The organism is Massilia consociata (assembly GCF_042432755.1).
GTDB classification, from domain to species: Bacteria; Pseudomonadota; Gammaproteobacteria; order Burkholderiales; family Burkholderiaceae_D; genus Telluria; species Telluria consociata.
In genome coordinates, this window is record NZ_JBHLWP010000032.1 from 1 (window position 1) to 19,632 (window position 19,632).

General features: G+C 65.3%; 20 protein-coding genes and 1 tRNA gene. 11 read left to right on the forward strand and 10 right to left on the reverse strand.

Features of this window, described 5'->3' with window-relative positions; genetic code table 11:
- Nucleotides 1-188: 188 nt before the first annotated feature.
- Both ACFFJK_RS22060 and ACFFJK_RS22065 read right to left on the reverse strand, forming a co-directional pair.
- The gene (locus ACFFJK_RS22060) at nucleotides 189-1,757 is read right to left on the reverse strand and encodes a phospholipase D family protein (RefSeq protein WP_379681811.1); all 1,569 of its coding nucleotides are present in this window, start codon (nucleotides 1,755-1,757) and stop codon (nucleotides 189-191) included.
- 3 nt (nucleotides 1,758-1,760) lie between these two features.
- Nucleotides 1,761-2,540, reverse strand: coding sequence for an enoyl-CoA hydratase-related protein (locus ACFFJK_RS22065; RefSeq protein WP_379681812.1), 780 nt, complete (start codon nucleotides 2,538-2,540; stop codon nucleotides 1,761-1,763).
- A 91-nt stretch (nucleotides 2,541-2,631) separates the two neighbouring features.
- Between ACFFJK_RS22065 and ACFFJK_RS22070 the strand changes: the two genes are divergently transcribed.
- Nucleotides 2,632-3,918: an MFS transporter gene (locus tag ACFFJK_RS22070; protein WP_379681813.1), complete on the forward strand. Its 1,287-nt coding sequence runs from the start codon at nucleotides 2,632-2,634 to the stop codon at nucleotides 3,916-3,918.
- A gap of 30 nt (nucleotides 3,919-3,948) precedes the next feature.
- Here the strand turns inward: ACFFJK_RS22070 and mltA are convergent, their stop codons facing one another.
- Entirely contained in the window at nucleotides 3,949-5,202 is a 1,254-nt protein-coding gene (gene mltA, locus ACFFJK_RS22075) for a murein transglycosylase A (protein WP_379681814.1), read from the reverse strand.
- A gap of 24 nt (nucleotides 5,203-5,226) precedes the next feature.
- Between mltA and ACFFJK_RS22080 the strand changes: the two genes are divergently transcribed.
- Nucleotides 5,227-5,364 (forward strand): hypothetical protein, encoded by a 138-nt coding sequence (locus ACFFJK_RS22080; RefSeq protein WP_379681815.1) that lies wholly within the window; start codon nucleotides 5,227-5,229, stop codon nucleotides 5,362-5,364.
- A 27-nt stretch (nucleotides 5,365-5,391) separates the two neighbouring features.
- Here the strand turns inward: ACFFJK_RS22080 and apaG are convergent, their stop codons facing one another.
- Nucleotides 5,392-5,766, reverse strand: coding sequence for a Co2+/Mg2+ efflux facilitator ApaG/CorD (gene apaG / locus ACFFJK_RS22085; RefSeq protein WP_379681816.1), 375 nt, complete (start codon nucleotides 5,764-5,766; stop codon nucleotides 5,392-5,394).
- A gap of 164 nt (nucleotides 5,767-5,930) precedes the next feature.
- Between apaG and rpe the strand changes: the two genes are divergently transcribed.
- From rpe to ACFFJK_RS22120, 7 genes are all read left to right on the forward strand, one after another.
- Nucleotides 5,931-6,605: a ribulose-phosphate 3-epimerase gene (gene rpe / locus ACFFJK_RS22090; RefSeq protein WP_379681817.1), complete on the forward strand. Its 675-nt coding sequence runs from the start codon at nucleotides 5,931-5,933 to the stop codon at nucleotides 6,603-6,605.
- A gap of 1 nt (nucleotide 6,606) precedes the next feature.
- Nucleotides 6,607-7,305, forward strand: coding sequence for a phosphoglycolate phosphatase (locus tag ACFFJK_RS22095; RefSeq protein ID WP_379681818.1), 699 nt, complete (start codon nucleotides 6,607-6,609; stop codon nucleotides 7,303-7,305).
- A gap of 203 nt (nucleotides 7,306-7,508) precedes the next feature.
- Nucleotides 7,509-9,005 (forward strand): anthranilate synthase component I, encoded by a 1,497-nt coding sequence (gene trpE / locus ACFFJK_RS22100; RefSeq protein ID WP_379681819.1) that lies wholly within the window; start codon nucleotides 7,509-7,511, stop codon nucleotides 9,003-9,005.
- A gap of 1 nt (nucleotide 9,006) precedes the next feature.
- Nucleotides 9,007-9,570, forward strand: a complete 564-nt coding sequence (locus ACFFJK_RS22105) for an anthranilate synthase component II (RefSeq protein WP_379681820.1) — start codon at nucleotides 9,007-9,009, stop codon at nucleotides 9,568-9,570.
- A 212-nt stretch (nucleotides 9,571-9,782) separates the two neighbouring features.
- Nucleotides 9,783-10,835 (forward strand): anthranilate phosphoribosyltransferase, encoded by a 1,053-nt coding sequence (gene trpD, locus ACFFJK_RS22110; RefSeq protein WP_379681821.1) that lies wholly within the window; start codon nucleotides 9,783-9,785, stop codon nucleotides 10,833-10,835.
- Between the two features lie 9 nt (nucleotides 10,836-10,844).
- Entirely contained in the window at nucleotides 10,845-11,645 is an 801-nt protein-coding gene (trpC, locus tag ACFFJK_RS22115; RefSeq protein ID WP_379681822.1) for an indole-3-glycerol phosphate synthase TrpC, read from the forward strand.
- Between the two features lie 194 nt (nucleotides 11,646-11,839).
- Nucleotides 11,840-12,343, forward strand: a complete 504-nt coding sequence (locus ACFFJK_RS22120) for an energy transducer TonB (protein ID WP_379681823.1) — start codon at nucleotides 11,840-11,842, stop codon at nucleotides 12,341-12,343.
- Between the two features lie 24 nt (nucleotides 12,344-12,367).
- On the opposite strand, the gene ACFFJK_RS22125 is transcribed toward ACFFJK_RS22120, so the two are convergent.
- The 6 genes from ACFFJK_RS22125 to ACFFJK_RS22150 form a co-directional block, all read right to left on the reverse strand.
- Nucleotides 12,368-13,675, reverse strand: a complete 1,308-nt coding sequence (locus ACFFJK_RS22125) for an amidohydrolase (protein ID WP_379681824.1) — start codon at nucleotides 13,673-13,675, stop codon at nucleotides 12,368-12,370.
- A 65-nt stretch (nucleotides 13,676-13,740) separates the two neighbouring features.
- A complete protein-coding gene (locus tag ACFFJK_RS22130; RefSeq protein WP_379681825.1) occupies nucleotides 13,741-15,561 on the reverse strand; it encodes a M61 family metallopeptidase in 1,821 nt (606 codons plus the stop codon).
- An 85-nt stretch (nucleotides 15,562-15,646) separates the two neighbouring features.
- Nucleotides 15,647-16,231, reverse strand: a complete 585-nt coding sequence (locus tag ACFFJK_RS22135; RefSeq protein WP_379681830.1) for a nucleotidyltransferase family protein — start codon at nucleotides 16,229-16,231, stop codon at nucleotides 15,647-15,649.
- Nucleotides 16,232-16,352: 121 nt separating this feature from the next.
- Nucleotides 16,353-16,811 (reverse strand): (2Fe-2S)-binding protein, encoded by a 459-nt coding sequence (locus ACFFJK_RS22140; protein ID WP_379681826.1) that lies wholly within the window; start codon nucleotides 16,809-16,811, stop codon nucleotides 16,353-16,355.
- Between the two features lie 66 nt (nucleotides 16,812-16,877).
- Complete coding sequence (locus ACFFJK_RS22145; RefSeq protein ID WP_379681827.1) at nucleotides 16,878-17,594, reverse strand: DsbC family protein; 717 nt, start codon at nucleotides 17,592-17,594, stop codon at nucleotides 16,878-16,880.
- A 33-nt stretch (nucleotides 17,595-17,627) separates the two neighbouring features.
- Nucleotides 17,628-18,845 carry an FAD-dependent monooxygenase gene (locus ACFFJK_RS22150; RefSeq protein ID WP_379681828.1) on the reverse strand — a complete coding sequence of 406 codons (1,218 nt, stop codon included), beginning with the start codon at nucleotides 18,843-18,845 and terminating at the stop codon, nucleotides 17,628-17,630.
- Nucleotides 18,846-18,997: 152 nt separating this feature from the next.
- Between ACFFJK_RS22150 and ACFFJK_RS22155 the strand changes: the two genes are divergently transcribed.
- Nucleotides 18,998-19,073, forward strand: a tRNA-Phe gene (locus tag ACFFJK_RS22155).
- Between the two features lie 53 nt (nucleotides 19,074-19,126).
- Nucleotides 19,127-19,465, forward strand: coding sequence for a zinc ribbon domain-containing protein YjdM (locus ACFFJK_RS22160; protein ID WP_379681829.1), 339 nt, complete (start codon nucleotides 19,127-19,129; stop codon nucleotides 19,463-19,465).
- Nucleotides 19,466-19,632: the final 167 nt, after the last annotated feature.

The following is a 19,632-nucleotide window of genomic DNA, read 5'->3' on the forward strand; positions in this document are numbered from 1 at the left end:
ATTATGCAGTGTTTCGCGTTTCTCGTCAACCCCTCGTTCGCTTCGTCGCAGATTTTTTCTGCCGGTCTTGTCAACTCAACCACTTGATTTCGTTGAACTTTTCGGCCCGTGCTTTGCAGCACTCCCTGAAGCGGAGGCGAATCATAGCAAAACCCGGTGGGCCTGCGCAAGCCCCTCCGCGTGAATTTTCACAACAGCCAATCGATCGGCAAAAACGACAACAGATGCACCCCTGCGCGTTTCCATATGGTGGTGCCGGGCTCCTGGTCGTGACGCAGCACTTTGCCGCCCGTGCGCTCGATCCAATGCAATTTGCCATCCTCGTCGAGGCGCACTTCGTAGGCCCGCTCGGGCATGCTTTCCTCGAGCGTCTGGCTCAGCTGGCCTGCCAGTTGCGGGCTATCGATGACGAGCCCCATTTCCGTGTTCAGGTCGATCGAGCGCCTGTCCAGGTTGAACGAGCCGACAAACACACTGCGCCCGTCGACGCCGAAGGTCTTGGCATGCAGACTCGACGCCGAACTGCCGAAGCGCCCTCGCCCCTGGGCGGGTAGCCCACTCCCCCAGCTGCGGCGCAATTCGAACAGCGTGACGCCGGCCGATAGCAACTCGCGCCGCCACTTCGCGTAACCGGCGTGGACTGCCGCCACATCGGTCGCCTCGAGCGAGTTGGTCAGCACCCGCACCTGCGCTCCACCGCGCGCGATGTCTCCGATTGCTTGTGCCGCTTCCTTGCTGGGAACCAGATAAGGGGACACGAGGTCGAGTTGGAGCTTCGGCTCTCCCAGCTGCTTGCGAAGGTGGACGGCCATTCGCTTTTGCGGCGGCGCCTTGCCGAGTACCTTCGCCGGGTCGTCGCTGACCAGGCGGGTGGCACTCCACTCCAGTGGCAGGCGCCCCTGTACCAGTTGCTCGACGAAGGGCAAGGTTCGGATGGTGTCCAGGTAACGCTGCGCCTCGGGATGCTCCCGCGCGCCGTCCGCGCGCTTTGCCAGCGCATCGGGGCGCTCGGCAACTGCAGGGTCGACCAATGCCGTAATGGGGTAGGCGGACGCACTGTTCCAGTAACGGTCGAAGTCCTGCGACACGTCGCGCACGACCGGCCCGACGGCCAGCACGTCCAGGTCGACGAACAGCATGTCGCCGGTCGCGCCGAAGTATTCGTCGCCGACATTGCGGCCGCCGACGATCGTGGCCTGGTTATCGGCCGTGAAGGATTTGTTGTGCATGCGCCGGTTCAGTCGGCTGAAATCGAGCAGGAAACCAAGGCCGCGCCATCCACGCATGCTGAAAGGATTGAACAGGCGCACCTCGATGTTCGGGTCGCGGTCGAGGGCGGCAAGCGCCGGGTCGAGCCCGGCGGTATTGTTGTCGTCCAGGAGCAGGCGGACACGCACACCACGCGACGCGGCGTTGCGCAGGGCGTCCGCCAGCAGCGTGCCGGTGAGGTCGTTGCGCCATATATAGTACTGAACGTCGAGACTGCGCTCAGCGTAGCCGGCGAGCAGCACGCGGGCCGCAAAGGCGTCGCGGCCGTCCGGCAGGGCGTGGATGCCGGACAGCCCCGGATGGGTGGCCGCCAGCGGTACAATCGCCTGGCCCAGCCGCGTGGTCTCGGTGCCGTCCAGCGCCATGCTCGCGGTGCGCGGCCCCGGCGGCGGTAGCCCGGTGCAGCCACCGGCCGCGAAGGCGACGATCACGAGCGCCGCTGCGCCTCGACAAAACGGCGCTGCGCGACCATGGGGCGCCGCCCCCATCCCTTACATCCCTTCGAAGTTCGGCTTGCGTTTCTCGAGGAAGGCCGACATGCCTTCTTTCTGCGCAGGCGTACCGAAGCCGGCGTGGAAGTAGCGGCGCTCGTAGCGCACGCCTTCGGTCAGCGGCATCTGGTAAGCCTGGTTGACGCAATCCTTGATCTGCATGGCGACCGACACCGGCATCTCGGCGATGCCCTGGGCAATCTTGATCGCCTCCTCCATGACACTATCGCCCGGATACACACGCGACACCAGGCCGGTGCGCTCGGCTTCGGCTGCATCGATCATGCGGGTCGTCAGGAGCATGTCCATGGCCTTCGATTTCGAGATCGCGCGCGGCAGGCGCTGGGTGCCGCCGGCGCCCGGCGTCACGCCGACCTTGATTTCCGGCTGGCCGAACTTGGCGCTGTCGGCGGCGATGAGGAAGTCGCACATCATGGCCAGTTCGCAGCCGCCGCCCAGGCAGTAGCCCGAGACGACGCCGACCACCGGCTTGCGCACGTTCAGGATGTGCTCCCAGTTGCGGCCGATGTAATTACCCGGATAGGTGTCCGCCGCATAGGTGTAGTTCGCCATGGCCGCAATGTCGGCGCCTGCCGCAAAGACCTTGTCGCTGCCGGTCAGGACGATGACGTTGACCGCCGGATCGGCATCGTACTGGTACAGCGCATGACCCAGTTCGTTCATCATGTTGTCGTTCAGCGCGTTCATCGCCTTCGGACGGTTCAGGCGGATCACGACAACCTTGCCGTGGTTCTCGATCAACAGATCTGCGTATTCCATGTGACATCCCTTCAAAGGTTGGCTTGATTGCCGAGATTGTAACGTCTCGCGCAGCGCAAAACACAGGTATGATTATTTACTCGGCAACACCTTGCGTGAGATCGTCATTCCACTCCCAGGCAACCATCGCTTCGGCAAGCATATCCCTGCCGACTCGCTCCTGCGCAACGCCGATTTCCGCCGTTTCTGGCTGAGCAGCATCCTGGCCCAGTTCGGCGCCCAGGTCACCCTGCTGGCTTTGCCGATCTGCGCCGTGCTGCTGCTGCACGCGACGCCGGCCCAGATGGGCATCCTGGCCGCCTTCGAATCCCTGCCCTTCCTGTTATTCGGGCTGCCTTCGGGCGTCCTGCTCGACCGCAGCCGGCGCCTGCCGATCATCATGGGCAGCGACCTGATGGTGGCAACGGCATTGGCCACCGTTCCGCTCGCATGGTGGATGGACATGCTCACGGTGCACTGGCTGTATGCGGTGGGCTTCGTGATTGGCGCCGGCCACGTGGTCGGCGGCAGCGCCGAGCAGGTATTCCTGACTTTCCTGGTCGGACGCAGCGGCTTGGTCGACGCGCAATCGAAGTTCGCATCGACCGAATCGGCCGCGCGCGTCCTTGGGCCGGGCATGGCCGGCGGCCTGATTCAGCTGCTCGGCGCCCCCGTCGCGATCTTGTGCAACGTTGCCGGCTTCATCGTTTCGCTGCTGAATCTGCGCCGGATCCGCGCCCGCGAGCCACAGCCGCCTGCTACGCATACCCATCCGCTGCGCGACATCCGGGAAGGCCTGGCCTTCGTCTGGAACGCGCCCCTGCTGCGCACGCTTGCATGGGTCTCGGCCTGCTGGCACCTGCTTTTCTATGGCTACACGGCCCTGCATGTGCTGTTCGCAACGCGCGTGCTCGGGATGGATGCGGGCACCATGGGCATGGCGAACATGCTGGGCGGCCTGGGCGTGCTGGCCGCCGCCCTGCTGGTCAAGCCGCTGTCGCGCCGGCTCGGCACCGGTGGCGGCATCCTGGTCGGACTGTGCGTTTCCGCATTCGGTTTCATGCTGGTGCCGGCAATCCCGGCATCGCTGTTCGGCAGCGCGGCGCTGACAGTGGCGGCCTATGCCGTCGTGGTGTTCTGGATCGACTGCGGCGCCACGTTGTTCTTCGTGCCCTATATCGCCCTGCGCCAGCGCGTGACGCCCGATGCGGTGCTGGGCCGGATGGTCGCGACGATGCGCGCGCTCACGGTCGCCACGGCGCCGCTCGGCGCCCTGCTGGCCGGTGCCCTCGGCGAGGGATTCGGCGTGCGCACGGGATTGGGCTGTATCGCGGGAGGGGCGCTGCTGCTTGCCGCCGGCGGTGTCTTCGGCACGCGCCTGAAAGATGCGAAAGAGTAGAGCAAAGCGCAGCGCTACAGGCTGGCAGCTTTACTGCGCAGCAGCGCGCGGCATCAACACCCAAACCATGCCAGGCTGCCTCATCTTGCCCGCCCTGTCCATCGCCTCCGGCCCGAACCCGTAGAAGAAGTCGGCGCGCACCGCACCGCGGATGGCGCCGCCGGTGTCCTGCGCCACCATCAGGCGCCGCATCGGCACCTCGCTGCCGGCTTCCGTGGTCGCCAGGAACAGCGGCGCGCCGAGCGGCACGAAGGCCGGGTCGATCGCCACCGAACGCCCCGGGGTGAGCGGCACGCCAAGCGCGCCCTTGGGCCCCAATGACGGATCGGGCAGCTTCTCCTCGCGGAAGAAGATGTAGCTGGGGTTCACGTTGAACAGTTCCTGGCGGCGGCCGGGGTTCGCGGCAATCCAGGCGCGGATGCCCTGCGCCGTCGCCTGCTCGGTCGTCAGTTCGCCCTGCTCCACCAGCCAGCGGCCGATCGCTTTATAGGGATGGCCGTTCTGGTCTGCATACGCCACGCGCACCGTTTCACCCGTATCGAGTTGCACCCGGCCCGAGCCCTGCACCTCGAGGAAGAAGGCTTCCACCGGATCGCTCACCCACAGCAGTTCCTTGCCCGCGAACGGCGAGCGCGCGATCTCGGCGCGGGTGTTGTAGGGAACGACGGTCTTGCCGGACAGGCGGCCGCGCAGGCGCATGCCCTTCAATTGCGGATAGACGCTGCCCAGGTCGACGGTGAGCAGGTCCTCCGGCACGCGGTAGAGCGGCGTCTGGTAGGCGCCGCCGCGCTTGCGTGCGCCGTACAGCATCGCCTCGTAGTAGCCGGTGATGAGCCCTGTGTCGGCGCCGTCGCTGCTGCGCATCAGGTTCGGTACGAAGTTGGTTTCGAAGAACCGGCGTACCGCCGCGGCGTCCGCGGCATCGATGCCGCGCGCCGCATTGCACGCGCTCTTCCAGGCCGCCCGGTTCACCAGCACCCGGCACGACTGCATGAAGGCCGGCCAGGCCTGGCGCAGGTCGTCCTGCGCCCAGCCCGGCAGGTCGCCGAAGGTGGCGGGCGTCATCAGCGGAACCGGCGCCGGCGGCTGGGGCGGCTGGGACGGCTGGACCGGCGGCGCCTGGGGCGCGGGCTGCGGCGGCACATAGACGGGACCGACCGGCGGCGGCATGCGCACCGGTTCCGCGGGCTTGGCGGGTGGTGCCTGCTGCGGCGTGGTGGAACAGGCCGCCAGGAAAGCGACGAGGGCGAGCGAAGCGGTTACACTGCGGCGTGTTGAGAACATAAGAATGATGGACGGAGACAGAATATGTGGATCTTGATGCTGGAAGCGGGCGTGGCCTTGTTCCTGATCGTCTTTATCGTCTGGTGGACCATGTTCGCCGGACGCAAGGACACCCGGCAGGATGACCCGGCGCAGAAGGATGGCGACTCCCGCGAACAGTGAATGCGCAGTCGATCAGCTCAATGCAGCTTAATGCAGCGTGCCCGGCAGCGACAGCGCGAACTCGGGAATCGGCACCTCGAAACGGTGTCCGTCCTCGGCCACGCAGAAGTATTCGCCGTACATCGAGCCCTGCTGCGTAGGCAGCTGGGTGCCGCTGGTGTACTGGAACTGCTCGCCCGGCTGCAGCAGCGGCTGGTGGCCGACCACGCCCAGGCCGCGCACTTCCTGCGTCCCGTTATTAGCGTCGGTAATCACCCAGTGACGCGAAATCAGCTGGGCTGCGATGCTGCCCGTGTTCTTGATGGTGATGGTATAGCTGAACACGAACTGGTCCCGGTCCGGGTTGGACTGTTCCGGCAGGTATTGGGTCCTGACAGTGACAGCGAATTCATAGGCGGGCATGGCATTCCTTGCGTGATCGTCAACATTATCCGGCCGAGCCGGCGCGCCGGTGTGGCGCAAACGACAATCATACCGCGCCGCGCCATTCGAGGTCGCCCTCCCCGCTGCGGGAGAGCGCCTCATCGGCGTAAAATAGCGGATTCATTTCACCAGCACCGTCACCCATGACCACCTACCGTATCGCCCCCAGCATCCTGTCCGCCGATTTCGCCCGCCTGGGCGAGGAAGTGCGCAATGTCGTCGCCGCCGGCGCCGACATCATCCACTTCGACGTGATGGACAACCACTACGTCCCGAACCTGACCATCGGCCCGCTGGTATGCCAGGCAATCCGTCCGCACGTGCAGGTGCCGATCGACGTGCACCTGATGGTCAAGCCGGTCGACCGCATCATCCCCGACTTCGCCAAAGCCGGCGCCGACATCATCACCTTCCACCCGGAAGCCTCGGAACACATCGACCGCACCCTGCAGCTCATCCGCGACAACGGCTGCAAGGCCGGCCTGGTGTTCAACCCGGCCACCCCGATGCATTACCTCGAGCACGTGATGGACAAGATCGACATGATCCTGATCATGTCGGTGAACCCGGGCTTCGGCGGCCAGTCGTTCATTCCGGAAGCGCTCAAGAAGATCGCGATCGCGCGCCGCATGATCGACGAGTCGGGCCGCGACATCATGCTCGAGGTCGATGGCGGCATCAAGGCCGAGAACATCGCCGCGGCCGCAGCAGCAGGCGCCGACACCTTCGTTGCCGGTTCCGCGATCTTCGGCAAGCCGGACTACAAGGCCGTGATCGACGCCATGCGCGTCGAACTGGCCACCGTGGGCAGCAAGTAAGATGCGGGCCGGCGCAGCAGGCATCCGGGCCGCCATCATCGACCTGGACGGCACCATGCTCGACACGGTGCCCGACTTCGAGGCGGCCCTGAACGGCATGCGCGCCGAGCTCGGGCTCGCTCCCATCACGCAGGACACCATCAAGCCGCTGGTCGGCAAGGGCTCCGAAAAACTGGTGCGCGACGCGCTGCTGCTCGACTGGGATGCGGCGCGCGTGGATGCGGCCTTCGAGGATGCGCTGGCCGCCTACCAGCGCCACTACCTCGCCATCAACGGCCAGCGCAGCACCCTGTACGAGGGTGTGCTCGACGGCCTGGCGGCCATGCGGGACCAGGGCTTGCGCCTGGTCTGCGTGACCAACAAGCCTATTGCTTTCGCTTTGCCCCTGCTGGACCAGAAGGGTTTGACACCCTATTTCGAGCGCGTGTTCGGCGGCGATTCCTTCGCGAAGAAGAAGCCGGCCCCGATGCCGATGCTGGGCGCCTGCGCCGCGCTGGACCTGTCGCCGTCACAGGTGGTGGTGATCGGCGACTCATCCAACGATGCCGAAGCCGCGCGTGCCGCTGGTTGTTTTGTGCTCACCGTGCCATATGGTTATAACCACGGACGGCCTATACAAGAAATTAATTCTGATGGTATAGTGAGTTCGCTGCTAGAAGCAGCCGCGCTGATAACGGCGCATAACCAGACCTCAAAATAAGTCATCTATACATGTTTTTCACCAAAAAACACACTGTCAACCAGACCGGCGCCCTTGAGGCCTGGCTGTGGCGACGCTGGCAATCCTGGGCTAACTAACCCGTCTTGATTGCTGCCGGCCGCGCTCATGTGCGTTCATCCCCGGCAGGTTTTTTGAAGTGTGAACCACCGCCCTTCCCTCCCCTGGGCGGTCCGGAGAAAAGCATGACCGAACTCGAATTCAAATCGCTGGCCAACCAGGGCTACAACCGCATTCCCCTGATCGCAGAAGCCTTCGCCGACCTCGAAACCCCGCTCACGCTCTATCTCAAGCTGGCCCAATCGCAGCAGACCGGCAAGAACACCTTCTTGCTGGAGTCGGTGGTCGGCGGCGAGCGCTTCGGTCGCTATTCCTTCATCGGCCTGCCGGCATCGACCCTGATCCGCAGCAGCGGCAATCGCCTTGACGTCGTCAAGCACGGCGAGGTGATCGAAACGCACGAAGGCAATCCGCTGGAGTTCATCGAACAGTACCAGTCGCGCTTCAAGGTGGCGCTGCGTCCCGGCATGCCGCGCTTCTGCGGCGGCCTGGCCGGCTACTTCGGCTACGACACGGTGCGCCACATCGAGCACAAGCTGGCCAACAGCTGCCCGCCCGACGAACTGGGCCTGCCGGACATCCAGCTGATGCTCACCGAGGAACTGGCGGTGATCGACAACCTGTCGGGCAAGCTGTACCTGATCGTGTACGCCGACCCGGCCCAGCCGGAAGCCTTTGCGAAAGCGCGCCAGCGCCTGAAGGACCTGCGCGTGATGCTGCGCCGGAGCGTCGATGCGCCGGTGACCTCGAGCTCGGTGCGCACCGAAGCCGTGCGCGACTTCAGCAAGGAAGACTACCTGAAGGCGGTGGCCAGGGCCCACGAATACGTGATGGCGGGCGACCTGATGCAGGTGCAGATCGGCCAGCGCATCCGCAAGCCCTACGTGGATTCGCCGCTGTCGCTGTACCGCTCGCTGCGTTCGCTGAACCCGTCGCCGTACATGTATTACTACAACTTCGGCGACATGCAGATCGTCGGCGCCTCGCCGGAGATCCTGGTGCGCAACGAAGCTCTACCGGACGGCGGCAAGAAAGTCACGCTGCGCCCGATCGCCGGCACCCGCCCGCGCGGCGCCACGCCGGAACGCGACCTCGAGCTGGCCGCCGAACTGCTGGCCGACCCGAAGGAAATCGCCGAGCACGTGATGCTGATCGACCTGGCGCGCAACGACATCGGCCGCATCGCGGAAACCGGCAGCGTCAAGGTGACCGACCGCATGGTCATCGAAAAGTATTCGCACGTGCAGCACATCGTCTCGAACGTCGAAGGCAAACTCAAAGACGGCATGTCGAACCTCGACGTGCTGCGCGCGACCTTCCCGGCCGGCACACTCACCGGCGCGCCGAAGGTGCGCGCGATGGAAGTCATCGATGAGCTCGAGCCGGTCAAGCGCGGCATCTACGGCGGCGCCTGCGGCTACCTGTCTTTTGGCGGCGAGATGGATGTCGCGATTGCGATCCGCACCGGCGTGATCAAGGACGGCAACCTGTACGTGCAGGCCGCGGCGGGCATCGTTGCCGACTCCATTCCCGAGATGGAATGGCAGGAAACCGAAAACAAGGCGCGCGCCGTGCTGCGCGCAGCCGAACAGGTGCAAGACGGCCTGGATGGGGAGTTCTGACATGCTGCTCATGATCGACAACTACGATTCGTTCACCTACAACATCGTCCAGTACCTGGGCGAACTGGGCGAAGACGTGCGCACCGTTCGCAACGACGAAATCACGCTGGAGAGAATCGAGCAGATGGCGCCCGACCGTATCTGCATCTCGCCGGGACCGAAGGCCCCCAAGGACGCCGGCATCTCGCTCGACATCCTGCGCGAATTCAAGGGCAAGCTGCCGATTCTCGGCGTGTGCCTCGGTCACCAGGCCATCGGCGAAGCCTTCGGCGGTAAGGTGATCCGCGCCAAGCAGGTCATGCACGGCAAGACCTCGCTGATCGCCCATACCGGCGAAGGCGTGTTCAAGAACCTGCCGAGCCCGTTCACCGTGATCCGCTACCACTCGCTGGCCATCGAGCGCGCTTCGCTGCCGGACTGCCTGGAAGTGACGGCGTGGACCGACGACGGCGAGATCATGGGCGTGCGCCACAAGGAATACGACATCGAGGGCGTGCAGTTCCATCCCGAGTCGATCCTGTCGGAACACGGCCACGCGCTGTTCAAGAATTTCCTCGAGCGTTGAGTCGCTGGAGTACACCACCGGCCCATGAGCCGTCGTTCCCGCGTAGGCGGGAACCCAATTTTGCGTGAAAACCGGTAAAGCGTAACGCTAGAGGTACGCAACGAACTTGGAGTGAACAATGCCAGTGGCATTGTTCACGCCTTCGCGGGAATGACGAATCTAAGGCTGCGGAGCACGCGACAAGCAAACGACTTTCACCTACTGGACCCGCCATGCCGATCACCCCACAAGAAGCCCTGCTGCGCTGCATCGAACACCGTGAGATCTTCCACGACGAGATGCTGCACCTGTTCCGCCAGATCATGTCGGGCGAGATGTCACCGACCATGGTCGCGGCGCTGACCATGGGCCTGCGCGTGAAGAAGGAAACCATCGGCGAGATCACCGCCGCCGCCCAGGTCATGCGCGAATTCTCGACCAAGGTGCCGATGGCCGATGCTACCGGCCTGCTCGACATCGTCGGCACGGGCGGCGACGGCGCCAACACCTTCAACATTTCCAGTGCCTCGATGTTCGTGGCCGCCGCGGCCGGCGCGCGCGTGGCCAAGCACGGCGGGCGCAGCGTGTCCTCGTCCTCGGGCAGCGCCGACCTGATCGAATCGCTCGGCGCCCACATCGACCTGAAACCGGAACAGATCGCCCAATCGATCGCGCAGACCGGCATCGGCTTCATGTTCGCACCGAACCACCACGCGGCGATGAAGCACGTGGCGCCGGTGCGACGCGAACTGGGCGTGCGCAGCATCTTCAACATCCTGGGCCCGCTGACCAACCCGGCCGGCGCCCCCAACATCCTCATGGGGGTATTCCACCCCGACCTGGTCGGCATCCAGGTGCGCGTGCTGCAGCGCCTGGGCGCCCAGCACGCGATGGTGGTCTGGGGCCGCGACAACATGGACGAGGTCTCGCTCGGCGCCGGCACCCTGGTCGGTGAACTCGTCGACGGCGAGATCCGCGAATACGAGATCCATCCGGAAGACTACGGGCTGGCGATGATCTCGAGCCGCAACCTGAAGGTCGCGAATACGGAAGAATCGAAGGTGCGCGTGCTGGAAGCGCTGCGCGGCGAACCGGGCCCGGCGCACGACATCGTGGCGCTCAACGCCGGCACCGCGCTGTATGCGGCCGGCGTGACCGATTCGATCGAAGCCGGCCTGGCCAAGGCGCGCGAAGCCATCGCTTCCGGTGCGGCGCTGGCCAAGCTGGAGCAATTCGTGCAGGTTACCCGCCAGCTCGGCGGCACCGCTGACATGTTCGGCAATTAAAGGTTTTCCATGTCCGATATCCTGAACAAGATCCTGGCCGTCAAGGCCGACGAAGTGGCCGCGGCGAAGAAGCAGCGCGACCTGGCAAGCCTGCGCCGCGACGTGGAGGGCGACCTCGCCTCGCGCCGCGCCATCCGCGGCTTCGAAAACAGCCTGCGTGGCAAGATTGCAGCCGGCCATGCGGGCATCATCGCGGAAGTGAAGAAGGCCTCGCCGTCGAAGGGCGTGCTGCGGCCGGACTTCCAGCCCGCGGCGATCGCGCAGAGCTATGCCGACCATGGCGCGGCTTGCCTGTCGGTACTCACCGACGAGCAGTTTTTCCAGGGCTCGACCGACTACCTGCGCCAGGCACGCGCGGCCTGCTCGCTACCGGTGATCCGCAAAGACTTCATCGTCGACATGTACCAGGTGTACGAAGCGCGTGCGATGGGAGCGGATGCGATCCTGCTCATCGTGTCGGCGCTGGACCATGGCCTGATGGCCGAACTGGAAGCCTGCGCGATCGACCTGGGCATGGATGTGCTGGTCGAAGTACACGATGGCGACGAGCTGACCGCAGCGCTGAAGCTGCGCACCGGCCTGGTGGGAATCAACAACCGCAACCTGCGAACCTTCGAGGTGTCGCTGGACACCACGCTGGGCCTGCTGCCGCGCATTCCGAAGGAACGCATGGTGGTGACCGAATCGGGCATCCTGGGACCGCAGGACGTGCAGCGGATGCGTGAGGCGGATGTGCATGCGTTCCTCGTTGGGGAAGCGTTCATGCGGGCGCCGGATCCGGGGGTGGAATTGCAGAGGTTGTTCGGCTAAAAGCCGCGCTGTCGGGTGCCCAACGAACTTGGGTTCCCGACAGCGCGGGAAGTCGTAGGCACCCGTGGCGCGTACGATGTTCATGTGTTGCGAGCACCGATTGCATGCGCACAGAAAAGCGGAACTCCGGATGAACCGCCGAGTCGAAGCAAAGCGCCCTCGAGGCGCCAACCTGCGACGCTCATTCATCCGCCATGAACCTATCTCTTCGCAGCAAAGCGCTTCTCCCGATCGTGCCGGCCACGCTGCTGGCGCTCCTGTGCGGATGTGCCTCCCCGCCGCCGCCCGGCGCGGAGCCTGAGCCCAGAATCTCCGTCGTCGTCGATCCCCGGCCGACCGCCGCCCCGGTGCCGCCGCCTTCGCTCACGCTCGACGCCTACAAGCAGCACGTCGCACGCCACATCCTCGATCGGAATGCAGACCGCACATTCAGCGGGCGCCTGCCGCCGATGCTGCCGGCCATCGTGGTCGTCAACATCACGGTGGACAAGGAAGGCCAGCTCACCGACGTGAAGGTGCAGCGTTCACGCGATCCGGACGCGTCGAAGGTCGCACTGGCGTCGATGCAGCGCAGCGGGCCACTGCCCCGCCCGGAGGGCCTGCTCACGCCGGACATCCAGGTGATGACGTTTTCCGAAACCTTCCTGTTCGACCGCGACTACCGTTTCCAGCTGCGCAGCTTGGCCGGCCCACAGTAGTGCCTGGCATATCGCGCCAGGTGCTCAGCGCCCGAGCACGTTCAACACCGCCAGGCTCATCGCCTGCGCAGCCGTCTTGATCGACGGCTCCGGCACCGGTGCGTAGAACGGCGAGTGGTTGAAGGCGATCGGCTTGCCGCCAGGGCGCTCCGCTTCGGCGACAAGCTTCGGGTCGTATACGCCGGTGAAGAAGAACATCGACGGGATGCCTTCGTTGACGAACAGCGAGAAGTCTTCGCTGGCCGTCATGGCCGGCATGCGCCGGGCATTGGCGGCGCCGAAGGCATCCTTGAACACGGCTTCGGTCCGGGTCACCAGCGCTTCGCTGTTGACGATGGCCGCGCCGCCGCTGATGAGCTGCACGTCCGGCGCCGGCGCGCCCGCCATGGCGGCCGAGGCGTTGGCTACGCGGCGCACCCCCTCGAGCAGCTTGGCGCGCACCTCCGGGCTGTAGGAGCGGATGGTGCCGCGCACCTGCACGTTGTCCGGGATGATGTTGCCGACCGTGCCGCCCTGGATGGCGCCGATGGTCACCACGCCGAATTCCTTGGGGTCCTTCTCGCGGCTCACGACCGTCTGCACGTCCACCACGAAGCGTGCGGCAATGGTGATCGGGTCGACCGATTTATCGGGCGCCGAGCCATGGCCGCCGCGGCCCTTGAAGACGATCTCGATGGCGTCCGAATTCGACGACACCGGACCGTCGTTGAAGCCGACCGTGCCGTGCGCCAGCGGCCAGGAATGCAGTGCGAAGGCGTAATCCGGTTTCGGGAAGCGCTTGAACAGGCCGTCGTCCAGCATCGCCTTCGCGCCCGACACGATCTCTTCCGCCGGCTGGGCGATGAACACCAGGGTGCCCTTCCACTTCGCCTTCATCTCGGCCAGCGTGCGTGCCGTGCCGAGCCAGCCGGCCATGTGGATGTCGTGGCCGCAGCTGTGGGTGACGAAGCTCTCGCGGCCGTCGCTGACGGCCCGTGCCCGGCTGGCATACGGCAGGCCGGTCTTCTCTTCCATCGGCAGGCCATCCATCTCGGTGCGCACCAGCACGGTGGGGCCGGCGCCGTTCCTGAGCACCGCGACGATGCCTGTCTTGCCGACCTTTTCAGTGACCTCGAAGCCGAGCTTGCGCATTTCCAGGGCCAGCTTGCCGGCAGTGCGCACTTCCTGGAAGGCGAGTTCCGGATGGGCGTGCAGGTCCTTGTAGATGGTGTCGAGCCAAGGGTACATGCCGTTGACGCGGGTGGTGACGTCGGTTTTCAGCGGGGCGGGAAGTTGGGCGGAAGCGGATGCGGCAGAGAAGGAGAGGACGGCGGCGATCAGGGCAGTTTTCACATGAGCCTCGGTGCATGTTCGGTTTGAACGCGTGGGCGGCCAAGCCGCCCACGCTACGAAAAGCGTCAAATGCTGCTGGGGCGCTTCAGGCTGGACGACTTCTTGCCGGCGACGGCCTGCGACAGGGTGATGCCCGGCACGCGGTCGCCCTGCAGCGTGACCGCGAAGCTCATCAGCTCGTCGCGGCGGAAGGCGTGCACGGTGAGCTTGTCGCCCACGCGGTAGCGCTGCAGCAGCATGTCCACGTTGGACGGGTTGCCGTTCACGCGCAGGCCGTCGATGGCGATCACGATGTCGAGCGCCGACAGGCCGGCCTGGTGCGCGGCGCCGCCTTCGTGCACCTGGGTCAGCTTGGCGCCCAGCGGATCGCGGCCGATGCCGGCGTCGAGCGAAGGCTTGCCGCCCTTGCGCTCGTCCACCAGTTTCACGCCGAAAGGCGCGTACAGCTTGGCCAGCGGCAGGTCCTCGGTGCCGCGCACCCAGCGGTCGAACTGACTGCGCAGGCGCACGCCGCTCACCTCGTCGAAAATCGCTTCCACTTCGGCATCCGTGACGCCGCGGCCGGCGCCATTGTAGAAATCGCGCCCGAAGCGCTCCCACAGCGCCAGCATCACGTCGTCCAGCGACCTGGCGCCGCCGGTCTTGGCCCGGATGGTCAGGTCGAAGGCCAGCGCGATGAGCGAACCCTTGGTGTAGTAGCTGATGATGGCGTTCGGCGAGTTCTCGTCCTGGCGGTAGTACTTGCTCCAGGCGTCGAAGCTCGAATCGGCCACGCTCTGCTTGGTGCGGCCGCTGCCGCGCAGGACGCCGCCGATGGTCTTGGCCTGCATTTTCAGGTAGGTGGCTTCGCCGATGATCCCCGCACGCACCAGCATCAGGTCGTCGTAGTAGCTGGTAAACCCTTCGAACAGCCACAATAGCGGGGTGTAGTTCTCCACCTGCAGGTCGTAGGGCGCGAACACGGCCGGCTTGATGCGCTTGACGTTCCAGGTGTGGAAATACTCGTGGCTGCACAGGCCCAGGAAGCGCAGGTAGCCCTCGCCCGGCTCGGCGCCCTTCGGCGTCGCCGTGGACGGCAGGTCGGCGCGGGCGGCGATCAGGGCCGTCGAGGCGCGGTGTTCCAGGCCGCCGTAGCCGTCGCCGACCGCCATGGTCATGAACACGTAGCGGTCCATCGGGGCGCGCTTGGTCTGCGGCTCGAAGAAGGCGATCTGCGCTTCGCAGATGGCTTTCAGGTCGGCCTGCAGGCGCGCCATGTCCAGGTTCGGGACGCGGCCGGTGACGACGATGTCGTGCGGGATGCCGTGCGCCTTGAAGGTGGCCAGCTCGAAGTCGCCCATCTCGACCGGGTGGTCGATCAGCTCGTCGTAGTCGGCGGCGATGTAGGTGCCGAAGCCATAACGCTTGGCGCCCAGCTCCTTCATGGCGGTGGCGACGCGCCAGCTCTTGGCTGCGGGATCGCCCGGGCGCTGGATGTCCACCTGGTGCGCAAGCTGCTCCTGGCCGGCCACGCGCAGGAACACGCTGGTGCCGTTGAAGAAGCCGTGGGTCTGGTCGAGGTGGGCGGCGCGCACCGACAGGTCCCACGCATAGACTTCATAGTGCACGGTCAGCGGGCCGGCCACGCGCGCGGCGCGCCACGAGTGCTTGTCCAGCTTCGTCAGCGCCACGTCCGCGCCATTGCTTTCCGCGCGGATGCGCACGATGTTGCGGGCGAACTCGCGGATCATGTAGCTGCCCGGAATCCACGCCGGCAGCGCGAACACCTGCCCTTCCGGGTCGGGCGCGGCGACCGTGACGGTCACGTTGAACAGGTGGCCGGCAAGGTCTTTCGGGACGATGGTGTACAGGATTGCGGGCTGCTTTTTCTGGGATGGTTTCTTCATGATGGGATCGTGGTCATACGGCCGTGCCAATGTTGCTCCTAGTGTAATCGGATTCGATCACGACAGGAACAAGCTCGTGCATATGTCAATCCCGCAGATCGGCCGGGCTGTCGATGTCGCGCAGGATGCCGGGGTCGGCAACCGCGACTTCGGTCACCGGATGCGCCATGAGCAGGCGGCGCGCGCCCTGGTCGCCGCCCAGCGCCAGCAAGGCGTCGAGATGGCGGGCGCCGAAGGCCACCGGGTTGCCGCGGCGGCCGTCATGCACGGGCACGGCAATGTCCGCGCCGGCCAGCACCGCGTCGCGCAGGGAAGCGAGCGTGGCCTCCTCCACGTACGGCATGTCGCCCAGCGCCACCAGCCAGCCGTCGGCGGGCAGCGCGTGGCGGATCGCATGGACGAGCGAGGCACCCATCCCGCCGTCGGCCTGCGCGCATACCGTGACCTCGCAACCGAGCGCGCGCAGGGCATCGGCTACGCCGCCGTCATCCGGCGGCACGACGGCGACCACGCGCGGGAGGACGGAAAGCAGCCGGCGCGCGCTGGCGGCGACCACGCGCTCGCCCCCGGGCAGCCGCTGCAGCAGTTTGTTGCGTACGCCCGACGGGTCGAAGCGCCGGCCGCGGCCGGCGGCAAGCAGGATGCCCGTCAGCGTCGCGACCGGTGCCATCGGGTCAGGCACGGCCAGCTCGAACGGCATTGGCAAAGCCGCGGCGCGGCATCACGCCCTGCACGCATCCGGGCACGGCGGCCGCCGCTCCACGCAAGCATTCGGTAGGCATGGCTGCTCCTCAGGCGAGAGCCTCGGCGGCATCCTTGATGGCCGCGCGGATCCGTTGGTAAGTGCCGCAGCGGCAGATGTTGCCGCTCATCGCATTGTCGATGTCGGCATCGAGCGGGCGCTTGTTGGTACGCAGCAGGGCAACGGCGCTCATCACCTGGCCGCTCTGGCAGTAGCCGCACTGGGGCACGTCGTGTTTCACCCAGGCGTCCTGCACGGCCTTGCCGACCTTGTCGGTTTCCATCGCTTCGATGGTGGTGATCTTGTGGCCTTGCACTGCGGAGATCGGCGTGATGCAGGAGCGGACCGGATTGCCGTCCAGGTGCACGGTGCAGGCGCCGCACAGCGCCGCGCCGCAGCCGAACTTGGTGCCGGTCATGTCGAGGTTGTCGCGCAGCGCCCAGAGGATGGGCGTGCCCGGGTCGGCGTCGACCTGGAGGTCGCGCCCGTTGATGTTCAAGGTGACCAATGCACCGCTCCCGCTCCGGACTACGTCGTGATTGTTCTTGCAGGGTGGTCGGCAAAGCCGGCCACCCTACTTGATGGTGGCCAGCTTGGCTTCCAGCGACTTCAGGTCGATCGCGCCGGGAATGCGCGAGCCGTCGGTGAAGAAGATGGCCGGCGTGCCGTTGATGCGCAGCTTCTGGCCGAGGGCCAGTACCTTGTCGTTCGGCGACTCGCAGGCGGCCGGTGTACTAGGGGGCACCTTACCGTTGATCATCCACTCGTCCAGTGCCTTGACGCGGTCCGGGGCGCACCAGATGTTCTTCGACTTCACGAACGAATCCTCGGACAGGATGTTGTACATGAAGGTGTAGATCGTGACGTTGTCGATCTCCTTGAGCGTGGTCTGGCGCAGGCGCTTGCAGTAGCCGCAGTTAGGATCTTCGAACACCGCGATCACGCGCTTGCCGTTGCCCTTGACCTGCTTGAGCGCCAGCTCGAGGGGCAGATCGGAGAACTTGATCTTGTTGATTTCCTCGATGCGGGCGCTGGTCAGGTCGGTGGAGGTCTTGGTGTCGTAGACGCGGCCGATGAACAGGTAGTCGCCCTTCTTGTCCGTGTACAGGATATCGCCGGCGACGCGCACTTCGTACAGGCCGCCGTAGGGGGTTTCGCGGACCGATTCGATCTTGGCACCGCCCAGGCGCGGCTCGAGCGCCTTCTTGATGTTCGCTTCGGTGTTCTGCGCCTCGACGCAGGATGCGAGCAGGCCCGTCGCCAGCAGGACGGCGACCTTGGTTTTCAACATGGTGGTTTCCTTGAAGGGGTTACTTTGCCCGGGTTACTTACCCATTGCATGCGCCATCAGGCGACGCTTAACTGAAGGCAATTTATCGAGCAAGTTTAATCCGAAATTCCGCGCCACGCGCAGGGGTTCGAGATTGGCGCCGAACAAACGTTCGAGCCCGTCGGTTGCCCATTGCATGAGCAGCACGTCTTCCTTGCGCTTGCGGGCATAGCGGGCGAGCACGCGCTCGTCGGCGATGCCGCGGCGGTCTTCGCGGTTGCGCAGCACGTCGAGCAGGTCGACGATGTCGCCGAAACCCAGGTTCATGCCGTGGCCGGCCAGCGGATGCACGGCGTGGGCCGCGTCGCCCACCAATGCCACGCGCGGCGCGACCAGCGAATGCGGGCGCACCAGCGCCAGCGGGACGGCCTTGACCTCTTCCGGCTGCATCGGACGCAGCGTACCGAGCTTGTCTTCGGCGTATTCGCCCAGGCGGATCGCCATCTCGCCGAGCGACTCGTTCATCAGGGTGTCGGCCAGCGTTTCCGGGGCCGACCACACCAGCGAAACCCGGTTGCCCGGCAGCGGCAACAGGGCGATGATGCCGTCGGCGCAGGTGAACCACTGGTAGGCGACGCCATGGTGCGGCTTGTCGCAGGAGAAATTGGTGACGATGGCGCGCTGGTGGTACATGCGGTAATCGACGCCGATGTCGCATTGGCCGCGCACCCAGGATTCGCGGCCGTCGGCGCCAACCACGAGTTCGCAGGCGATCCTGGCGCCGTCTTCGAGCAGGACGCCGGCGCCCTTCTCGCTGCAGGTGAGCTCCACGGCGCAGCCGGAGACGATCTGCACATTGGCGGCAAACTTGAGCGCCGCGTCGAGCGCACCGTTCAGGTTGCTGTCCTCGACGATCCAGGCCAGCGTGCCGACATGGGCGCCGAAGGCATCGAAACCGAGGTTGCCGCCCTGCTCGCCATCGCCGTGGATGTCCATCGCATCGACCGCCTGCACCCGGGCCAAGTCGAGCGCCCCCCAGACCTTGAGCGAGGCCAGCAGGTCGTGGGCCGTGTGGTTCAGGGCATAGACACGCACGTCCCACGGCTTTTCGGCGGCGGACGCGGCAGGTTTTTCCGGCGCGGGACGCGCAGGCGGCACCAGGAGGGTCACGCTGTATCCCGACTGGGCAAAACCGAGGGCGGCGGTCTTGGCGATGGCGCCATTGCCGACGATGCAGACGTCGCTGCGGTGCTGGGCGGTGGAGGTAGTCATGAAAGACATTATAGCGAGATGTCAACAGCGCGCTCGGGCTTGTCATGCGCGCGCAGCAGGGGGCCGGCGGGTGCCGCATGGGGCAGCCGGCGACTTGTTCACGCCAAGGGCTTGCGCGGATGAAAATCGCTGGCTATAATCATGCCTCTCTTGGCCTGGTAGCTCAGTTGGTAGAGCAGAGGATTGAAAATCCTTGTGTCGGTGGTTCGATTCCGCCCCGGGCCACCAAGAATAAAGAAAACGCCACCTCCGGGTGGCGTTTTTGTTTTCAAAGGTCTTCCATGTCCACCCTGCCGCCCTGCCCGCAATGCCAGTCCGCTTTTACCTATGAAGACGGCACGGGCCAGTACACCTGCCCGGAATGCGGGTACGACTGGCCGGTACAGGCCCCACAGGCCGAAGCCGCCCGGGTCTGGCGCGATGCCTCGGGCAACATCCTGCAGGATGGCGATACCGTCACCGTGATCAAGGACCTGAAACCGAAAGGTTCCGGCGGCGTGATCAAGCAGGGCACCAAGGTCAAGAACATTCGCCTGGTCGACGCCGACCATGACATCGACTGCAGAATCGACGGCTTCGGCGCCATGAGCCTGAAGTCGGAATTCGTCCGCAAGGCCTGATGCCAGAGTCGCTACCTCAAGCAAAAACGCCACCTTCCGGTGTAATGCCGTTCAGTTAAGACTGAACGGCATTTTTATTTTGTCGTTGTAAACATTCCCCATCGCTGTTAACCTTCGTCGCCATGTTCGACGACACCCTGCATTTCCTGGCAAATCATCTCGAGTCT

What these genes read in the sequence shown, in the direction of transcription:
- ACFFJK_RS22145 (WP_379681827.1), bottom strand. Translation starts at nt 17,594, where the DNA reads ATGTTGAAAACCAAGGTCGCCGTCCTGCTGGCGACGGGCCTGCTCGCA.
- trpD (WP_379681821.1), top strand. Translation starts at nt 9,783, where the DNA reads ATGCCGATCACCCCACAAGAAGCCCTGCTGCGCTGCATCGAACACCGT.
- ACFFJK_RS22135 (WP_379681830.1), bottom strand. Translation starts at nt 16,231, where the DNA reads ATGGCACCGGTCGCGACGCTGACGGGCATCCTGCTTGCCGCCGGCCGC.
- trpC (WP_379681822.1), top strand. Translation starts at nt 10,845, where the DNA reads ATGTCCGATATCCTGAACAAGATCCTGGCCGTCAAGGCCGACGAAGTG.
- ACFFJK_RS22105 (WP_379681820.1), top strand. Translation starts at nt 9,007, where the DNA reads ATGCTGCTCATGATCGACAACTACGATTCGTTCACCTACAACATCGTC.
- ACFFJK_RS22160 (WP_379681829.1), top strand. Translation starts at nt 19,127, where the DNA reads ATGTCCACCCTGCCGCCCTGCCCGCAATGCCAGTCCGCTTTTACCTAT.
- ACFFJK_RS22095 (WP_379681818.1), top strand. Translation starts at nt 6,607, where the DNA reads ATGCGGGCCGGCGCAGCAGGCATCCGGGCCGCCATCATCGACCTGGAC.
- ACFFJK_RS22130 (WP_379681825.1), bottom strand. Translation starts at nt 15,561, where the DNA reads ATGAAGAAACCATCCCAGAAAAAGCAGCCCGCAATCCTGTACACCATC.
- ACFFJK_RS22150 (WP_379681828.1), bottom strand. Translation starts at nt 18,845, where the DNA reads ATGACTACCTCCACCGCCCAGCACCGCAGCGACGTCTGCATCGTCGGC.
- trpE (WP_379681819.1), top strand. Translation starts at nt 7,509, where the DNA reads ATGACCGAACTCGAATTCAAATCGCTGGCCAACCAGGGCTACAACCGC.
- ACFFJK_RS22080 (WP_379681815.1), top strand. Translation starts at nt 5,227, where the DNA reads ATGTGGATCTTGATGCTGGAAGCGGGCGTGGCCTTGTTCCTGATCGTC.
- ACFFJK_RS22060 (WP_379681811.1), bottom strand. Translation starts at nt 1,757, where the DNA reads ATGGGGGCGGCGCCCCATGGTCGCGCAGCGCCGTTTTGTCGAGGCGCA.
- mltA (WP_379681814.1), bottom strand. Translation starts at nt 5,202, where the DNA reads ATGTTCTCAACACGCCGCAGTGTAACCGCTTCGCTCGCCCTCGTCGCT.
- ACFFJK_RS22065 (WP_379681812.1), bottom strand. Translation starts at nt 2,540, where the DNA reads ATGGAATACGCAGATCTGTTGATCGAGAACCACGGCAAGGTTGTCGTG.
- apaG (WP_379681816.1), bottom strand. Translation starts at nt 5,766, where the DNA reads ATGCCCGCCTATGAATTCGCTGTCACTGTCAGGACCCAATACCTGCCG.
- rpe (WP_379681817.1), top strand. Translation starts at nt 5,931, where the DNA reads ATGACCACCTACCGTATCGCCCCCAGCATCCTGTCCGCCGATTTCGCC.
- ACFFJK_RS22120 (WP_379681823.1), top strand. Translation starts at nt 11,840, where the DNA reads ATGAACCTATCTCTTCGCAGCAAAGCGCTTCTCCCGATCGTGCCGGCC.